The organism is Segeticoccus sp., assembly GCF_035708005.1.
This window is the reverse complement of record NZ_DASSTI010000073.1, coordinates 1-15,253: the sequence shown is the minus strand read 5'-3', so window position 1 is coordinate 15,253 and position 15,253 is coordinate 1. Positions and strand designations below refer to the sequence as shown.

Annotated in this window: 13 protein-coding genes; 4 read left to right on the top strand and 9 right to left on the bottom strand. The window is 71.4% G+C overall.

The genetic code is table 11. From position 1 onward, the window contains the following. Nucleotides 1–105 precede the first annotated feature (105 nt). Complete coding sequence (locus VFL99_RS07965; protein ID WP_325105804.1) at nucleotides 106–675, top strand: ester cyclase; 570 nt, start codon at nucleotides 106–108, stop codon at nucleotides 673–675. A 69-nt stretch (nucleotides 676–744) separates the two neighbouring features. Here VFL99_RS07965 and pgl read toward each other — a convergent pair whose 3' ends face one another. From pgl to tkt, 6 genes are read right to left on the bottom strand one after another with little or no spacing between them, the layout of a single operon-like run. Beyond that, nucleotides 745–1,521 (bottom strand): 6-phosphogluconolactonase, encoded by a 777-nt coding sequence (pgl, locus tag VFL99_RS07960; protein WP_325105803.1) that lies wholly within the window; start codon nucleotides 1,519–1,521, stop codon nucleotides 745–747. Between the two features lie 5 nt (nucleotides 1,522–1,526). Continuing rightward, entirely contained in the window at nucleotides 1,527–2,771 is a 1,245-nt protein-coding gene (opcA, locus tag VFL99_RS07955) for a glucose-6-phosphate dehydrogenase assembly protein OpcA (protein WP_325105802.1), read from the bottom strand. Further along, nucleotides 2,768–4,312: a glucose-6-phosphate dehydrogenase gene (gene zwf, locus VFL99_RS07950; RefSeq protein WP_325105801.1), complete on the bottom strand. Its 1,545-nt coding sequence runs from the start codon at nucleotides 4,310–4,312 to the stop codon at nucleotides 2,768–2,770. Before zwf ends, opcA begins: the two co-directional genes overlap by 4 nt. Further along, nucleotides 4,309–5,976 carry a glucose-6-phosphate isomerase gene (locus VFL99_RS07945; RefSeq protein WP_325105800.1) on the bottom strand — a complete coding sequence of 556 codons (1,668 nt, stop codon included), beginning with the start codon at nucleotides 5,974–5,976 and terminating at the stop codon, nucleotides 4,309–4,311. Before VFL99_RS07945 ends, zwf begins: the two co-directional genes overlap by 4 nt. Next, on the bottom strand, nucleotides 5,973–7,121 hold the full coding sequence (gene tal / locus VFL99_RS07940) for a transaldolase (RefSeq protein ID WP_325105799.1): 1,149 nt from the start codon (nucleotides 7,119–7,121) through the stop codon (nucleotides 5,973–5,975). Before tal ends, VFL99_RS07945 begins: the two co-directional genes overlap by 4 nt. After that, nucleotides 7,121–9,280 carry a transketolase gene (gene tkt / locus VFL99_RS07935; protein ID WP_325105798.1) on the bottom strand — a complete coding sequence of 720 codons (2,160 nt, stop codon included), beginning with the start codon at nucleotides 9,278–9,280 and terminating at the stop codon, nucleotides 7,121–7,123. The genes tal and tkt overlap by 1 nt, the downstream gene beginning before the upstream one ends. 184 nt (nucleotides 9,281–9,464) lie before the next feature. On the opposite strand from tkt, the gene VFL99_RS07930 reads away from it, so the two are divergent. Next, a complete protein-coding gene (locus VFL99_RS07930) occupies nucleotides 9,465–10,409 on the top strand; it encodes a heme o synthase (protein ID WP_325105797.1) in 945 nt (314 codons plus the stop codon). Nucleotides 10,410–10,499: 90 nt separating this feature from the next. Here VFL99_RS07930 and VFL99_RS07925 read toward each other — a convergent pair whose 3' ends face one another. The 3 genes from VFL99_RS07925 to VFL99_RS07915 form a co-directional block, all read right to left on the bottom strand. After that, nucleotides 10,500–11,453 carry a COX15/CtaA family protein gene (locus VFL99_RS07925; protein WP_325105796.1) on the bottom strand — a complete coding sequence of 318 codons (954 nt, stop codon included), beginning with the start codon at nucleotides 11,451–11,453 and terminating at the stop codon, nucleotides 10,500–10,502. Between the two features lie 109 nt (nucleotides 11,454–11,562). Then, nucleotides 11,563–12,354 carry an ABC transporter permease gene (locus VFL99_RS07920; RefSeq protein ID WP_414713732.1) on the bottom strand — a complete coding sequence of 264 codons (792 nt, stop codon included), beginning with the start codon at nucleotides 12,352–12,354 and terminating at the stop codon, nucleotides 11,563–11,565. Next, nucleotides 12,351–13,097, bottom strand: a complete 747-nt coding sequence (locus VFL99_RS07915) for an ABC transporter ATP-binding protein (RefSeq protein ID WP_325105795.1) — start codon at nucleotides 13,095–13,097, stop codon at nucleotides 12,351–12,353. Before VFL99_RS07915 ends, VFL99_RS07920 begins: the two co-directional genes overlap by 4 nt. A gap of 119 nt (nucleotides 13,098–13,216) precedes the next feature. Between VFL99_RS07915 and VFL99_RS07910 the strand changes: the two genes are divergently transcribed. Together VFL99_RS07910 and sufB are read left to right on the top strand one after the other, a co-directional pair. Then, nucleotides 13,217–13,990: a helix-turn-helix transcriptional regulator gene (locus tag VFL99_RS07910; RefSeq protein ID WP_325105794.1), complete on the top strand. Its 774-nt coding sequence runs from the start codon at nucleotides 13,217–13,219 to the stop codon at nucleotides 13,988–13,990. After that, the coding region (sufB, locus tag VFL99_RS07905; RefSeq protein ID WP_325105793.1) for a Fe-S cluster assembly protein SufB at nucleotides 13,987–15,253 on the top strand (1,267 nt) is incomplete at its 3' end. The genes VFL99_RS07910 and sufB, both read left to right, overlap by 4 nt.

Below are 15,253 nucleotides of genomic sequence, written 5' to 3'. Positions count from 1 at the left end.
AAAGCCTCTGGCACGTGGTGCCGATCCTGGCGCAGCGTTCCCTTGTGACCCTGAGATCTTCGGGGCCAGCCAGCGAGGGAAGGCTCGACACGGGAGGTCGCGCAGATGGGACGACTGGACGATGGCAAGAGCCGTTCGAGCACGGACAGCGTGGTGACCGTGCCGCTCGACGCGGTGACATTGCGGCGCTTCGTCGATGACTGGCACGCCGCCTGGAACTCCCACGACCCGCGGCAGGTGACGGCGCTCTGCGCCGAGGACATCGAGTACAGCGACCCCCTGCACGAGACGCCCAGACGCGGCACGCATGCCATTCAGGAGGTTGTCGTGTTGCTCGCTCGGGCCATGCCCGACTTCCGGTTCGCCAGCACCGCACTGCCGTTGTTCGACTCCGCCCGGGGGGTGGCTGTGGTGCCGTGGCGCTGCGTCGGGACTATGAAGGGTCCGCTCGAGCCGCCCGGATTCGCCCCCACGAACGGCACGGTGAGTTTCGACGGCGACGACCACTGGACCCTGCTTGCTGGACGGCTGACCAGCTGTCGGGTGCTGTACGACCAGTACGCAGTCGCGCGACAGATCGGCGCGGTGCCGCCGGCCGACTCACGCGGCGAACGCCTCGGGGTCTGGCTCCAGCGCCTCGCCGCTCGGGGCCTGCGTCGCCGGCGAGCCGCCTGACACGACACGCGATCGGCTCCCGGCAGGCCATTGCGGGCGGCGGCAACTCCGGTCAGGGAGCCGGCGGGTTCAGGGGCTCGCGATCCGGACGAGTTCCTGGGGGACGTGCTGCGCTGCCGGCCGGTCGACGAGCCACAGCGTCGAGCGGGTGCCGTGCACGCCCGCCGCGGGCGCCTGCATCTCACCGGCCCCGGACAACGCCAGTCCGACCGCATCGGCCTTGTCGGCCCCCGACACCATGAACCAGACGTCCCGGGCGTGGCACAGCGCCGGGAAGGTGAGGGAGACCCGGGTCGGCGGCGGTTTGGGCGAGCCGTGGACCGCGACCACGGGCCGGTCGCGCTCGTAGAGCGCCGGGTGCCCCGGGAACAGCGAGGCGACGTGGGCGTCGGGGCCGACCCCGAGCATGAGGACATCGAAGCGCGGCACGGACTCCCCGGGATCGGCAACGGCCGCGAGCTGCTCGGCATACCGGTCTGCGGCCTCCTCCGCGGAGGCGACGCCGGAGTCGGACGCGGCCATGACGAGCACGTGCTCCCGAGGCAGGTCGAGCCGGTCCAGCAGCGCCTCCCGGGCCTGGGTCTCATTGCGGTCGGCGTCGCCCCCAGGAAGGAAGCGTTCGTCGCCCCACCACAACCGCACGGCGGACCAGTCGATGGCGTCGCGGCCGGGTGAGCTCCCCAGCGCCTGCAGCACCGCCGACCCCATCGAGCCGCCGGTGAGGACGACATCGGCGATCCCGCGGGAGGACTGGGCGTCGACGACGGTCGTGACCAGACGGTCGGCGACCGCGTCGGCCAGCTCCTGCTTGTCCGCATGCACCACCACGCCGGGCGCCCGGCCCATCGCCGTCACCGTGTCCCGCTGCCGGCCGCCGACTCGCCGTCACCGGGTGACGCCGCGTCGCTGTCGGAGGCATCCCCGTCACCGGCACCGTCCGCGTTCGTGTGAGCGGTCACCTGGCCGCTGCCCGCCTCCCCGGCGGCCTTGGACTCCAGCTTGCGTGACGCGGCCTCGTGCACCGTGTCGGCGTCCCGCGCCGACTGCGGTGGCTCCTCGACCATCTTGTCGCTGCCCAGGGCGCGGGCGCGGCGGGCGACCGTGACCCGCTCCTCCCGCGACTCCTCCAGCGAGGGCGCCTCGCCGTCGGCGATGGCCTTGTCCATGGGCACGGCGCGGCGGCCACGCACCTCGGCCATGCCACCGATCAGCGCCTCGGAGTAGATCTCGTCCGGGTCGAGCCGGCGGAGCTCGTCGGCCAGGCACTGGGCGGTGGAGCGCCGGGCCAGGCTGATGCGCCGGATCGGCTGCCCGGGCTGGGACAGGGTGGCCACGGTGCCGTCCGGGCGCACGAGGTCGACCGGGCCGCTCTTGCGCTCCAGTCGCACGCTGGTCATGCCGGTGCCCGCTGGACCCTTGGCGCGGCGAACCGGGCAGTCGAGGGTGTCCGCGAGCCAGCCGGCCAGCAGGTCGGTGCTCGGGGAGTCGCTGGCTCCGGAGACGGTTGCCTCGAGGACCGGCTCGTAGGGCCCCTGGTCCAGGGCGGCCGCGAGCAGGCCGCGCCAGATCGTGATCCGGGTCCAGGCCAGGTCGGTGTCCCCGGGCGCGTAGGTCTGGGCGCGGCGCTGCAGCTCGCGCTGCGGGTTCCTGGCCTCGGCGGCGTCGGTGATCCGCCGGTCGGCGAGCTGGCCGATCGGGGAACCGGCGACGTCACGCGGGGCGTCGTGCGGCCACCACACGACGACGGGGGAGTCGGCGAGCAGCAGGGGCAGCGCCACTCGCTGGCCGTGGTCGGCGAGCTGTCCGTAGAGGCGCATCACGACGACCTCGCTGGCCCCGGCATCGCCACCGACGCGGATCTGGGCGTCGAGCCGGTTGGAGCCTCGGCGGTTCGCGCGGACCAGGACCACGATCCGGCAGGGGTGCTGGTGGCTGGCGGCGTTCGCCGCCTCGATGGCGTCGTCGACGGTCTCGTCGTCGCAGACGATGATCAACGTCAGCACCCGCCCGAGGGTCATCGCCCCCGACTCGTTGCGCAGCTTGACCAGTCGCTTGCTGACCGCCGTCGTGCTGGTGCTCGGCAGGTCGACGATCACGGCATCCTCCAGTGACGTCCGTCGCGGTGCATCATCTCGTCAGCTCCCTGCGGACCCCAGCCGCCCGCCGAGTAGCTCTCCGGGGGTCCTGCGGTGCGCCAGTAGTCCTCCACCGGGTCGAGGATCTGCCACGACAGCTCGACCTCCTCATGGCGGGGGAACAGCGGCGGGTCCCCGAGGAGCATGTCGAGGATGAGTCGTTCGTAGGCCTCCGGGCTGCTCTCGGTGAACGAGGTGCCGTAGCCGAAGTCCATCGTGACGTCCCGGACCTCCATCGACCCGGCGCCGGGCACCTTGGAGCCGAAGCGCATGGTGACGCCCTCGTCCGGCTGCACCCGGATGACGATGGCGTTCTGGCCCAGCTCCTCGGTCGCGGTGTCGCTGAAGGGCAGGTGCGGGGCGCGCTTGAACACCACCGCGATCTCGGTGACCCGCTTGCTCAGCCGCTTGCCGGTGCGCAGGTAGAACGGCACCCCGGCCCACCGACGGGTGGCGATCTCGAGCTTGACCGCGGCGAAGGTCTCGGTGGCGGAGGCCGGGTCGATCCCCTCCTCCTGCAGGTAGCCCTTCACGTGCTCACTGCCCTGCCAGCCAGCGGCGTACTGCCCCCGCGCCGTGGCAGCCGACAGGTCGTCCGGCAGCCGCACGGCCGAGAGCACCTTCTCCTTCTCGGCCCGCAGGTCCTGGGCGTGGAAGGAGACCGGTTCCTCCATGGCGGTGAGGGCGAGCAGCTGGAGCAGGTGGTTCTGCATGACGTCACGGGCGGCGCCGATGCCGTCGTAGTAGCCGGCCCGCCCGCCGATGCCGATGTCCTCGGCCATGGTGATCTGGATGTGGTCGACGTAGTTGGCGTTCCAGATCGGCTCGAACAGCTGGTTGGCGAAGCGCAGCGCCAACAGGTTCTGGACGGTCTCCTTGCCGAGGTAGTGGTCGATGCGGAACACCGAGTCCGGCGGGAAGACGCCCTCGACGATGGCGTTCAGCTCACGGGCGCTCTGCAGGTCGTGGCCGAACGGCTTCTCAATGACCACCCGGCGCCAGGTGCCCGGCCGCGGCTTGCTGAGCCCGTGCTGGTCGAGCTGCTCGCAGACGACCGAGAAGAAGCTGGGCGGAATCGACAGGTAGAACGCGTGGTTGCCACCGGTCCCGCGGTTCTGGTCCAGCTCGTCGACGGTCTTGGCGAGCAGCTCGAAGGCGTTCCCGTCGTCGAAGGTGCCCGGCACGAACCTGAACCCGTCGGCCAGGTTGCGCCACACGTCCTCGCGGAAGGGGGTGCGCGCGTGCTGGCGGACCGCCTCGTGCACGATCTTGCCGAAGTCCTGGTCGGCCCAGTCACGGCGGGCGAACCCGACGAGGCTGAAGCCCGGCGGGAGCAGGCCGCGGTTGGCGAGGTCGTAGATCGCCGGCATGATCTTCTTGGTCGCCAGGTCGCCGGTGACCCCGAACAGCACGAGGCTGCACGGGCCGGCGATGCGGGGCAGCCGCTTGTCGCGCGGGTCGCGCAGCGGGTTCTGCCCGGGGGCTATGTCGACAGGGCTCACGTGGGTTGCTCCGTGGGGTGCGCGGGGAGGCCGAGTGCCTGCCGCAGCTGCGCCAGGCCACGGTCGTGGTCGGTCAGGTGCAGGCGCAGCACCGGTCGGCCGTGCTCGGCGAGCACCTGCGCGTCACCGGCGGCCTGCGCCGCGATGAGGACGCCGAAGCTGAAGTCCTGTCCGGGCACCTCGAGGTCCTTCTCGGGGACGGTGGTCACCTGCAGGTAGACGCCGGTGGCCGGGCCGCCCTTGTGGTACTGCCCGGTCGAGTGCAGGAACCGCGGGCCCCACCCGAAAGTGACGGGGCGGCTCAGCCGCCGGGCCAGCACCGGACGCACCTCGGCCAGCGCCGAGTCAGAGGCCCGGTCGAGGTAGGCCATCACGGCCAGGTAGCCGCGGTCCCGGTCGAGCTGGGCGAAGAGGGCCTCCACGGCGGCGGACACGTCCCGGGCGTCGCCGAGCCAGCTGCCACCGAGCGCCCGTACCTCGACCGCTCCGTCGGTGAAAGCCGGTTCGTCGGTGGTGCCACCTCCCTGGGCCATCAGGTCACGCGCCGCCTGCTTGGCGCTCTCGACGTCCGGCTGGTCGAACGGGTTGATCCCGAGCAGCCGGCCCGCTGTGGCCACGGCGGCCTCCCACAGGAGCAGCTGGGCGCCGAGGGTTCCCGACACGGCCACGGCATCGCCCTTCGGCTCGCTGCCGCCGTCGGCGTCATCGCCGTCCGTGGCCTGCAGCAGCACCACCAGCTCGTCGTCCGCCAGCTGGTCCGCGGCCGGGCCGCCGGTGCCCACGACCACCGGCAGCAGTCCGGTGCCGTTCTTGCCGGTGCTCTCGGCGATGAGCTGCTCCGCCCAGTCACCGAAGCCGGTGATCTCGGTGCCGGCGTCGGTGAGCAGCACCTTGTCCCGCAGGGGGGCGGTGCCGCCCAGCGCGGACCCCAGGCGCAACGCCGGGTTCGCCTCGTCATCGGCCGCGAGCAGGTCCGCGACCGCCTCGGCGTCGTCCAGCAGGCCCTCGATGTCCACCCCGGCGAGGCCGCTGGGCACGAGCCCGAAGGCCGTGAGGGCGGAGTAGCGGCCGCCGACGTTCGGGTCGGCGTTGACGACGTGGTAGCCGGCCTTCCGACCGGCCTCGTCCATCGGGCTGCCCGGGTCGGTGACCAGCACGATCCGGTGGGTCGGGTCGATGCCGGCGTCCCGGAACGCCTGCTCGTAGGCGCGCTTCTGCGAGTCCGTCTCCGCGGTCGAGCCCGACTTGCTGGACACCACGACGACGGTGCGGTCGAGCCGGTCCTGCAGGGCGTGCCGCACGTAGTCGGGATCCGAGGAGTCGAGGACCGTGAGCTCGACCCCGGCCGTGGCACAGATCACCTCCGGTGCCAGCGAGGAGCCCCCCATGCCGCAGAGCACGACGTGGTCCAGCGGGTGACCGGCCTGCTCGTCGAGCTCGCTGCGCAGGGCAGCGATCTCGCCGAGCAGCGGGCGGGAGGACCGGGGCAGGCCCACCCAGGACAGGCGCTTGGACGCCTCGGAGTGTGCCTCGGGTCCCCACAGGTCGGGGTCCTGGTGGAAGAGCTTGCCGGCGAAGCCGTCACGAACCAGCTCCGGCACGTGACGGCTGATCGCGTCGGCGGCGGCCCCGGAGGCGCTGACCGCGACACCCGAGGACGTCATTGGGCGCCCTCCGAGGCGTAGGAGTCGTCCTGCTGCGCCTTGTCGAGCTCCTGCTCGACGCTGCCCAGCAGCTGCGCCCACGACTTCTCGAACTTCTCCACGCCCTCCTGCTCGAGCAGCGCGACCACGTCACCGTAGGAGACCCCCACGCGCTCGAGGGCGTCCATGGTGGCCTTCGCGTCGTCGTAGTGGCCGGTCACCTGGTCTCCCCGGATCTCCCCGTGGTCGGCGACGGCGTCGAGCGTCTTCTCCGGCATGGTGTTCACGGTGTCCGGTGCCACCAGCTCGGTGACGTACATCGTGTCCGGGTAGTCGGGGTTCTTCACCCCGGTGGACGCCCACAGCGGCCGCTGGACGTGGGCGCCCGCGGCCTCGAGGTTCTGCCAGCGCGGGGTCGAGAAGACCTCTTCGTAGGCCTGGTAGGCGAGGCGGGCGTTCGCGATGCCGGCCTTGCCCTTGAGCTGCCGGGCCTCGTCGGAGTCGATGGCGTCCAGCCGCTTGTCGATCTCCGTGTCCACGCGCGAGACGAAGAAGGACGCGACAGAGCGGAGCTGGGACAGGTCACGCCCCGCCTCCCGGGCCTGCTCCAGACCGGTGAGGAAGGCGTTCATCACCGCGCGGTAGCGGTCGAGGGAGAAGATGAGCGTCACGTTGACGCTGATGCCGTCCGCCAGCGCCTGGGAGATCGCCGGCAGTCCCTCGACGGTCGCCGGGATCTTGATGAACAGGTTGGGTCGGTCGACTGCTGCCCAGAGCCGTCGGGCCGACTCGACCGTCCCGGTCGTGTCCTTGGCGAGGCGCGGGTCCACCTCCAGGGAAACCCGGCCGTCCTTGCCGTCGGTGCGGTCGTAGACCGGACGCAGCACGTCACAGGCGTTGCGCACGTCCTCGGTGGTGATGGCGAAGACCGACTCGTCGACGCCCTTGCCCTCCTCGGCCAGGTCCTTGACCTGGGCGTTGTAGGCGGCACCCTGCGACAGCGCGGTGGCGAAGATCGTCGGGTTGGACGTCACCCCGACGACCTGCTTGCGCTCGACGAGGTCCTGCAACCCGCCCTCGTTGATCATCGGGCGGTTGAGGTCATCCAGCCAGATCGACACCCCCGCCTCGGTCAGAGCTGTGAGATTCGGGTTTGCCTGGGTCATCAGTTGCCTCCTGCAGCCTGGATCGACTCGTTCGCGGCGGCGACCACGGCCTCGGGCGTGACGCCGAACTTCTGGTAGATGGTCTTGTAGTCGGCCGAGGCGCCGAAGTGCTCGACGCTCACCGAGCGGCCGGCGTCGCCGATGAAGTCGCGCCAGCCGAGGGCGACCGCCGCCTCGACGCTGACCCGGGCGCGCACCCGCGGAGGCAGCACCTCGTCGCGGTAGGCGTCGTCCTGCGCCAGGAACCACTCGCGGCACGGCATGGACACGACCCGGGTGGGAACGCCCTGGTCCTCGAGCGTCTTCCGCGCGGCCACGGCGATGCTCACCTCGGAGCCCGTGGCGATGAGGATGACCTTCGGCGTCCCGCCGGAGGCCTCGGCCAGCACGTAGGCACCCTTCTCCACCAGCTCGGCGGAGCCCATCGTGTCGCGGTCGAGGGTCGGCACGGCCTGCCGGGTCAGGCACAACCCGGCCGGGCGGTCACCGTGGGACAGGATCGTGCGCCACGCCACGGCGGTCTCGTTGGCGTCGGCGGGGCGCACCACGTCGAGCCCGGGAATGGCGCGGAGGGCCGCGAGGTGCTCGATCGGCTGGTGTGTCGGTCCGTCCTCGCCCAAGCCAATCGAGTCGTGCGTCCACACGTAGGTGACCGGCAGCTGCTGCAGCGCGGCGAGTCGGACCGCCGGGCGCATGTAGTCGGAGAAGACGAGGAAGGTGCCGCCGTACGGCCGGGTGAGTCCCTCGAGGGCGATGCCGCTGAGGATGCACCCCATGCCGAACTCGCGGATGCCGAAGTGCAGCGTGCGACCGTAGGGGTTCCCCGGCCACATCTTCGTCTGCTTGTCGGAGGGGATGAAGCTCTGCGCCCCTTCCATGGTCGTGTTGTTCGACTCGGCGAGGTCGGCGGAGCCGCCCCACAGCTCCGGCATGACGTCCTCGAGGGCGCCGAGGATCTTGCCGGAGGCGGCACGCGTCGCGAGCCCCTTCTCGTCGGCCTCGAAGGTCGGGAAGGCCTCCGCGAAGCCCTCGGGCAGCTCGTGCGCCTGCAGCCGGTCGAGCAGCCTGGCGCGATCCGGGTTCGCCGAGCGCCAGTCCTCGAAGGTCTTCTGCCAGGCCTGGTGGGCCTCCTTGCCCCGCTGCACCACCTCGCGGGTGTGCTCGATGACCTCGGGGGCCACCTCGAAGCTCTGGTCGGGGTCGAAACCGAGCAGCTTCTTGGTCGCCGCCACCTCGTCCTCGCCCAGGGCGGATCCGTGCGCCTTGCCGGTGTCGCGCTTGTTCGGTGCCGGCCAGGCGATGATCGTGCGCAGCACGACCAGGGTCGGCTTGTCGGTCACCTGCTTGCCGCTCTCGATGGCCGCGAGCAGGGCGTCGACGTCCTCGGTGTAGGAGCCCCCGTCCGCCGCGCTCTGGCGCCAGTCCACCGTCTCCACGTGCCAGCCGTAGGCGCGGTAGCGGGCCCCGACATCCTCGGAGAAGGAGATGTCGGTGTCGTCCTCGATCGAGATCTTGTTCTCGTCGTAGATGACCGTCAGGTTGCCGAGCTCCTGGTGGCCGGCGAGGGCGGCGCCCTCGTGGGTGACGCCCTCCATCATGTCGCCGTCGGAGGCGACGACGTAGATGTGGTGGTCGAACGGGCTCTCACCGGGCGCGGCCTCGGGGTCGAACAGGCCGCGCTGGCGCCGCTGCGCGAACGCCATGCCGACCGCGGTGGCCAGACCGGAGCCGAGCGGGCCGGTCGTCACCTCGATGCCGGCGGTGTGGTGCACCTCCGGGTGACCCGGGGTGAGCGACCCCCACGTGCGCAGCGCCTTGAGGTCGTCGAGCTCGAGGCCGTAGCCACTGAGGTACAGCTGGATGTACTGCGTCAGGCTGGAGTGACCGCAGGAGAGCACGAAACGGTCCCGCCCGATCCACTGGGGGTCGGTGGGGTCGTGGCGCATCACGCGCTGGTAGAGCAGGTAGGCCAGGGGAGCGAGGCTCATGGCGGTGCCGGGGTGGCCGTTGCCGACCTTCTGCACCGCGTCGGCGGCCAGGACCCGCACGGTGTCGACGGCACGGACGTCGAGGTCGGTCCAGCCGACCTTCTCAGCGATGGGCGCGGCGAGCGAGCTGTCGCGCTGCCCCGTGGTGGTCTGCTGGCTCTGATCGGTCACGTGCACGACTCCTTCGTGGGCCGGTGGGGTCTTGTGAGTAGGTCCTGCTCACGAGACTAGTCCGGCCTGCTCTGCCCGTCGCGTCTGGTCCGTGTCGTTCCGCGGCACCTCCGGGGCTAGACTTGCGCGTGTTCTGCCGGCGGCTGACCGCCGCCGTTCTCCACCAGAGGGACCCGACGACATCGTGACTGCGCTCGAGCCGCGCACTTCTGCGGGGAAGGCCCGGCCCGTCGGGCATGTTCGTGCGACCCTGCGCGACTACGTCGCGTTGACCAAGCCGCGGATCATCGAGCTCCTGCTCGTGACCACCTTCCCGGTGATGTTCCTGGCCGAGCGCGGGCTCCCGTCGGCCTGGCTGGTCATCGCCACCCTCGTCGGCGGCACCCTGTCGGCCGGATCGGCAAACACCCTCAACTGCTACATCGACCGAGACATCGACAAGGTCATGCACCGTACCGAGGGGCGGCCGCTCGTGACCGGCGCGATCGCCCCGCGGGCGGCGCTGCTGTTCGGGATCGCCCTCGGTGTCGTCTCGGTGCTCTGGCTCGGCTTCCTCGTGAACTGGCTGTCCGCGTGGCTGTCCCTGGCGGCCGTGGTGCTCTACGTCGGCTTCTACACGCTGCTGCTCAAGCGGCGCACCAGCCAGAACATCGTCTGGGGTGGCGTCGCCGGCTGTATGCCGGTCCTCATCGGCTGGTCGGCGGTCACCAACACGCTCGCCTGGCCGGCGCTGGTGCTGTTCCTCGTCGTCTTCTTCTGGACCCCTCCGCACTACTGGCCGTTGTCGATGCGGTTCAAGGGGGAGTACGAAGCCGCCGGCGTCCCGATGCTGCCGGTCCTCGCCCGTGACGTGGCGGTCGCCAAGCAGGTGGTCTGGTACAGCTGGGCCACCGTGCTGTGCACCCTCGCCCTGGTCCCGGTCGCCGGCATGGGCTGGATCTACCTGGGCACCTCGGTGGTCGCCGGCGTGCTGTTCCTGCTCGAGGCCCACCGCCTCCTCGGCCGGGCGAAGGCGGGGGTCTCGGCCGCGGTCCTCAAGCCGATGCGGCTGTTCCACTACTCGATCAGCTACCTGACGCTCGTCTTCCTCGGCGTCGCGATCGACCCGCTGCTGCACCTGCCACTCTGATCCGGGCTGCGCCGCTGGGTGACGCCCGCCTCCGGGCTGCGCCGCTGGGTGGCGCCCGCCCCGAGCGGGGGCCCCACGCCGAGCTGAGCCTCAGGCCTGCGCGACCGTGGACCGCCCGCTGCGGTGCTCGGCCGGGTGCGCGGTCTGCGGCACCGCCGGCCGCTCGCGCAGGCTCAGCACGGCATACACGAGGGCGACCACCAGCAGGCTCGCGCCGAGCATGTGGACGAGCACCACGGCCCAGGGCAGCCCGGTGAAGTACTGCACGTAGCCCACGACCCCCTGCCCCAGGGTGACGCCCAGCAGCACCGTCCACGCCCGCGTGGCGCGGGCACCGACCGCGGTCAGCCGCACGGCCAGGAGCCCGGCCACGACGAGCCCGACGAAGAGCATCACCGAGTCGGCGTGCAGCCAGGACGCGGAGCGCGGGTCGACCGCGAGCCGCGCGGGCTCGTTGGCGTCACCGGAGTGCGGACCGGAGCCGGTCACGATGGTGCCGAGGACGAGGATGATGCCGGCCAGGGCCGCCGTGACCCGGGAGAGCACGCGGATCTCCTGTCGCGCCAGCGGCACCCGGGGGCCGTCGCCCTCGTCCACCCGCACGAGCAGCACGGTCGACGCCGCCACCAGCACCATCGACACCAGGAAGTGTCCCGCGACGATGGCCGGGTTGAGGCCGGTGAGCACGGTGATCCCCCCGATCACCGCCTGCGTCACGACGCCGGCCAGGACGAGGTAGGCCGGCCGCCGCAGGCGGGGACGGTCGCGGGCCCAGACGAAGAGGGCGACGATGACCAGGACGGCCGCGACGCTGACCACGCTGGTCATGGTGCGGTTGCCGAACTCGATGTACTTGTGCCACCCCTGGGCCTGGTGCGGCACCGGGGTGTACGACCCGGGCACGCACTGCGGCCAGGTCGGGCAGCCGAGGCCGGAACCGGTGAGCCGGACGAGACCGCCGGTCACGACGATGAGCACCTCGACGACGAGGTTGAGGACGATGAGGCGGCGCAGCCACGGGTGCGGCCGGGCAGAGTTGGGCACCCCACAAGGGTAGATGCCCCTGCGCGGCTCCTGGCACGTCGCCGCTGCCTCGGGGATGCGGCCGGGCCGCAGCACGTCGTCGAGCTCGGGCTCGAGCGCTGACGCGCCTTCAGTCGCTCCAGCGGAAGAGGCGGGAGGCGAGGACGGTCGCGACGAGCCCCCAGCCGACCAGGACCAGGACGGGCACGAGCGCGACGTGAGCGGTCGTGAAGGCGGTCCGCAGGCCGTCCCCGAGGGCCGCGGACGGCAGCCACCGCACCGCCGCCGACAGCCCGTCGGGCAGGACGGTCCGGGGGATGAGCACGCCGCCGATGCCGAGCAGCAGGATCCAGATGAGGTTCGCCAGGGCGAGCACACCCTCGGCCCGGATCGTCCCGGCGAGCAGCAGGGCCAGGGCGACGAAGGCCCACGTCCCCACCAGCCCGACCAGCAGGGCCGGGAGGACGCCGACCCAGTGCGGGTGCCAGCCCAGCGCCAGGCCGATCGCGCCGAGGACGACGCTCTGCAGCAGCTCGACGACGAGGACGGCGACGGCCTTGGCGAGCAGCAGCCCCGTGCGCCCGAGGGGCGTGACCCCGAGGAGTCGCAGCACGCCGTAGCGCCGGTCGAAGCCGGTGGCGATGGCCTGGCCGGTGAACGCGGTGGACAGCACGGCGAGGGCGAGGGCGCCGGGCACGACGACGTCGATGCGCCGCCCCGGCCCGAGCGAGGGCTGGTGGGCGTAGTGCAGCGCGACCAGCGCCAGCGCCGGCAGCACGAGGGAGACGAGCAGCTGCTCGCCGTTGCGCAGCAGCGTCGTGGCCTCGAACCGGGCCTGGGCCAGCACGCGGGTTCGCGGTGGGGCGGCAGCCTTGGTCATGGTCGTGCTCATTGTGCCGACCGGCGCACTCGTGCTGCTCACCACCACTCCTTCCCGTCCGCGCGCTCGTGGGTGGTCAGCCCGAAGTAGAGGTCCTCCAGCGACTGCTCGCTGGTCAGCTCCTCCACCGTGCCGTCGGCGACCACCCGGCCGGACTGCACGATGACGACGTGGTCGGCGATCCGCTCCGCCTCCGCGAAGGAGTGGGTGGTGACCACCAGGGCGCAGCCCTGGTCCCGGATCTCGCGAATCAGCTGCCAGACCTCCCGCCGGGCGTGCGGGTCCAGGCCCGCGGTCGGCTCGTCGAGGAAGGCCAGCTCGGGCCGGCCGACCAGGGCCGCGGCGAGGGCGACCCGCTGCTTCTGCCCCCCGGACAGCCGTCGCACCGTCGTGCCCGCGAACGAGCCGATCCCCAGGCGCTCCACCAGGGCACCCACGTCCGCGGGCTCGGCATACAGCTCGGCGAGGTGGTGCAGCAGCGGTACGGGGCGGGCGCTGGTGGGCAGGCCGCCGTCCTGGAGCATGACGCCCACCCGTGCCCGGTGGTCCGGTGACGCCTGCCACGGGTCGGTGCCCAGCACGCTGAGCTCACCGGAGTCGGCGCGCTTGAGGCCCTCGGCGCACTCGATCGTCGTGGTCTTGCCCGCGCCGTTCGGCCCGAGGACCGCGGTGACCTCGCCGTGGGCGGCCGACCAGGTCATCCCGTCCAGGGCCTGGGTGGCGCCGAAGCGCTTGCGGAGCTGGTGGATGCGCAGGGCCGGGGTGTCGGCAGTCGCGGCGGTCACGGCGGGAGTGTAGGTCGCCTTTCCGATATGACCCGCGTCACGCTCTCCCGGGGCCCACGCGACTTAGGTCACCCTGAGTGGTCAGGTCCGCCGAATTACGTCACAATGGTGTTGTGTTTATGAGCGAGCGGCTCGAGGAACGCACCCGGGACCGGGTGCGTTCGGCCGTGTCCGAGCACGGACCGGTCAGCGCCGCCGCCATCGCCGAGTCGCTCGGCCTCACCCCCGCGGCCGTCCGTCGCCACCTCGACGCCCTCGCCGAGGAGGGCACCATCGAGGAGCACGAGCTGGCCAGCGGCCCCCGCGGACGCGGCCGGCCGGCCCGCGCCTACGTGCTGTCCGAGGCCGGTCACCGCAGCATGCAGAGCACGTATGACGGCGTGGCCACTGCCGCGCTCCGCTTCCTGGCCCAGCGCGCCGGCGAGGACGCCGTCGAGGCCTTCGCGCGGGAACGGGTCGCCGAGCTGGAGGAGCGCCTCGCCGCCGCCCTCGCGGATGTCGAGGACACCCCGGATGCCCGCACGAGGGCCCTCGTCCGCGCCCTGAGCGAGGAGGGCTACGCTGCCTCGGCCCGTCCGGTCGGACAGGGAACACCGCTCACCGGCGTGCAGTTGTGCCAAGGACACTGCCCGATCAAGGACGTGGCCACGCAGTTCCCGCAGTTCTGCGAGGCCGAGACCGATGCGCTGTCCCGGCTGCTCGGCGTGCACGTGCAGCGACTGGCCACCCTCGCCCACGGCGACCACGTCTGCACCACGTTCGTGCCGACCCCGGTCGTGACCAGCAGCACCCGGGCCGGCGCACGACCGACCACCGCACCACAGACCACCCCTGCGCAGAGCACCGCACAGACCCTGCACGAGACCACCCACAAGGAAAGGGCCTCTCGATGAGCACCAACATTGAAGAGCTCAACCCGGCACTGAAGGAGTTCGGCCACTACGAGTACGGCTGGGCCGACAGTGACGTCGCCGGCGCGAGCGCTCGCCGCGGCCTCAACGAGGAGGTCGTCCGGGACATCTCTTCGAAGAAGCACGAGCCGGAGTGGATGACCAAGCGGCGGCTCAAGGCCCTGCGGCTGTTCGACAAGAAGCCGATGCCGAACTGGGGCTCGGACCTCACCGGGATCGACTTCCAGAACATCAAGTACTTCGTGAAGTCCACCGAGTCGCAGGCCTCCAGCTGGGAGGAGCTGCCCGAGGACATCCGCAACACCTACGACCGCCTCGGCATCCCGGAGGCGGAGAAGCAGCGGCTGATCGCCGGTGTCGCGGCGCAGTACGAGTCCGAGGTCGTCTACCACCAGATCCGCGAGGACCTCGAGGCCCAGGGTGTGATCTTCGTCGACACCGACACGGGGCTGCGTGAGCACGAGGACCTCTTCCGCGAGTACTTCGGCTCGGTCATCCCGGCCGGCGACAACAAGTTCGCGGCGCTCAACACCTCGGTGTGGTCCGGCGGCTCCTTCGTCTACGTGCCGCCGGGGGTCCACGTCGACATCCCGCTGCAGGCCTACTTCCGGATCAACACCGAGAACATGGGCCAGTTCGAGCGGACGCTGATCATCGTCGACGAGGACGCCTACGTGCACTACGTGGAGGGCTGCACGGCGCCGGTCTACAGCTCGGACTCGCTGCACTCGGCGGTCGTCGAGATCATCGTCAAGAAGAACGCCCGGGTGCGGTACACGACGATCCAGAACTGGTCGAACAACGTCTACAACCTGGTGACCAAGCGGACCTTCGTCGAAGAGGGCGGCACCATGGAGTGGGTCGACGGCAACATCGGCTCCAAGGTCACGATGAAGTACCCGGCGGTCTACCTGATGGGCGAGCACGCCAAGGGCGAGACGCTGTCGGTCGCCTTCGCGGGCGAGGGCCAGCACCAGGACGCGGGCGCCAAGATGGTGCACCTCGCGCCCAAGACGTCCTCGACGATCATCTCCAAGTCGGTGGCCCGCAGCGGCGGTCGCTCGAGGTACCGCGGGCTCGTGCAAATCATGGACGGCGCGCACGGCTCGAAGTCGACGGTGAAATGCGACGCGCTGCTGATCGACCCGATCAGCCGCTCCGACACCTACCCCTACGTCGACATCCGCGAGGACGACGTGAAGATGGGCCACGAGGCGACCGTGTCCAAGGTGTCCGAGGACCAGC

Coding starts and splice junctions, on each gene's coding strand:
- VFL99_RS07965 (WP_325105804.1), top strand. CDS start 106: ATGGGACGACTGGACGATGGCAAGAGCCGTTCGAGCACGGACAGCGTG.
- pgl (WP_325105803.1), bottom strand. CDS start 1,521: ATGGGCCGGGCGCCCGGCGTGGTGGTGCATGCGGACAAGCAGGAGCTG.
- VFL99_RS07945 (WP_325105800.1), bottom strand. CDS start 5,976: ATGACGTCCTCGGGTGTCGCGGTCAGCGCCTCCGGGGCCGCCGCCGAC.
- tal (WP_325105799.1), bottom strand. CDS start 7,121: ATGACCCAGGCAAACCCGAATCTCACAGCTCTGACCGAGGCGGGGGTG.
- VFL99_RS07910 (WP_325105794.1), top strand. CDS start 13,217: ATGAGCGAGCGGCTCGAGGAACGCACCCGGGACCGGGTGCGTTCGGCC.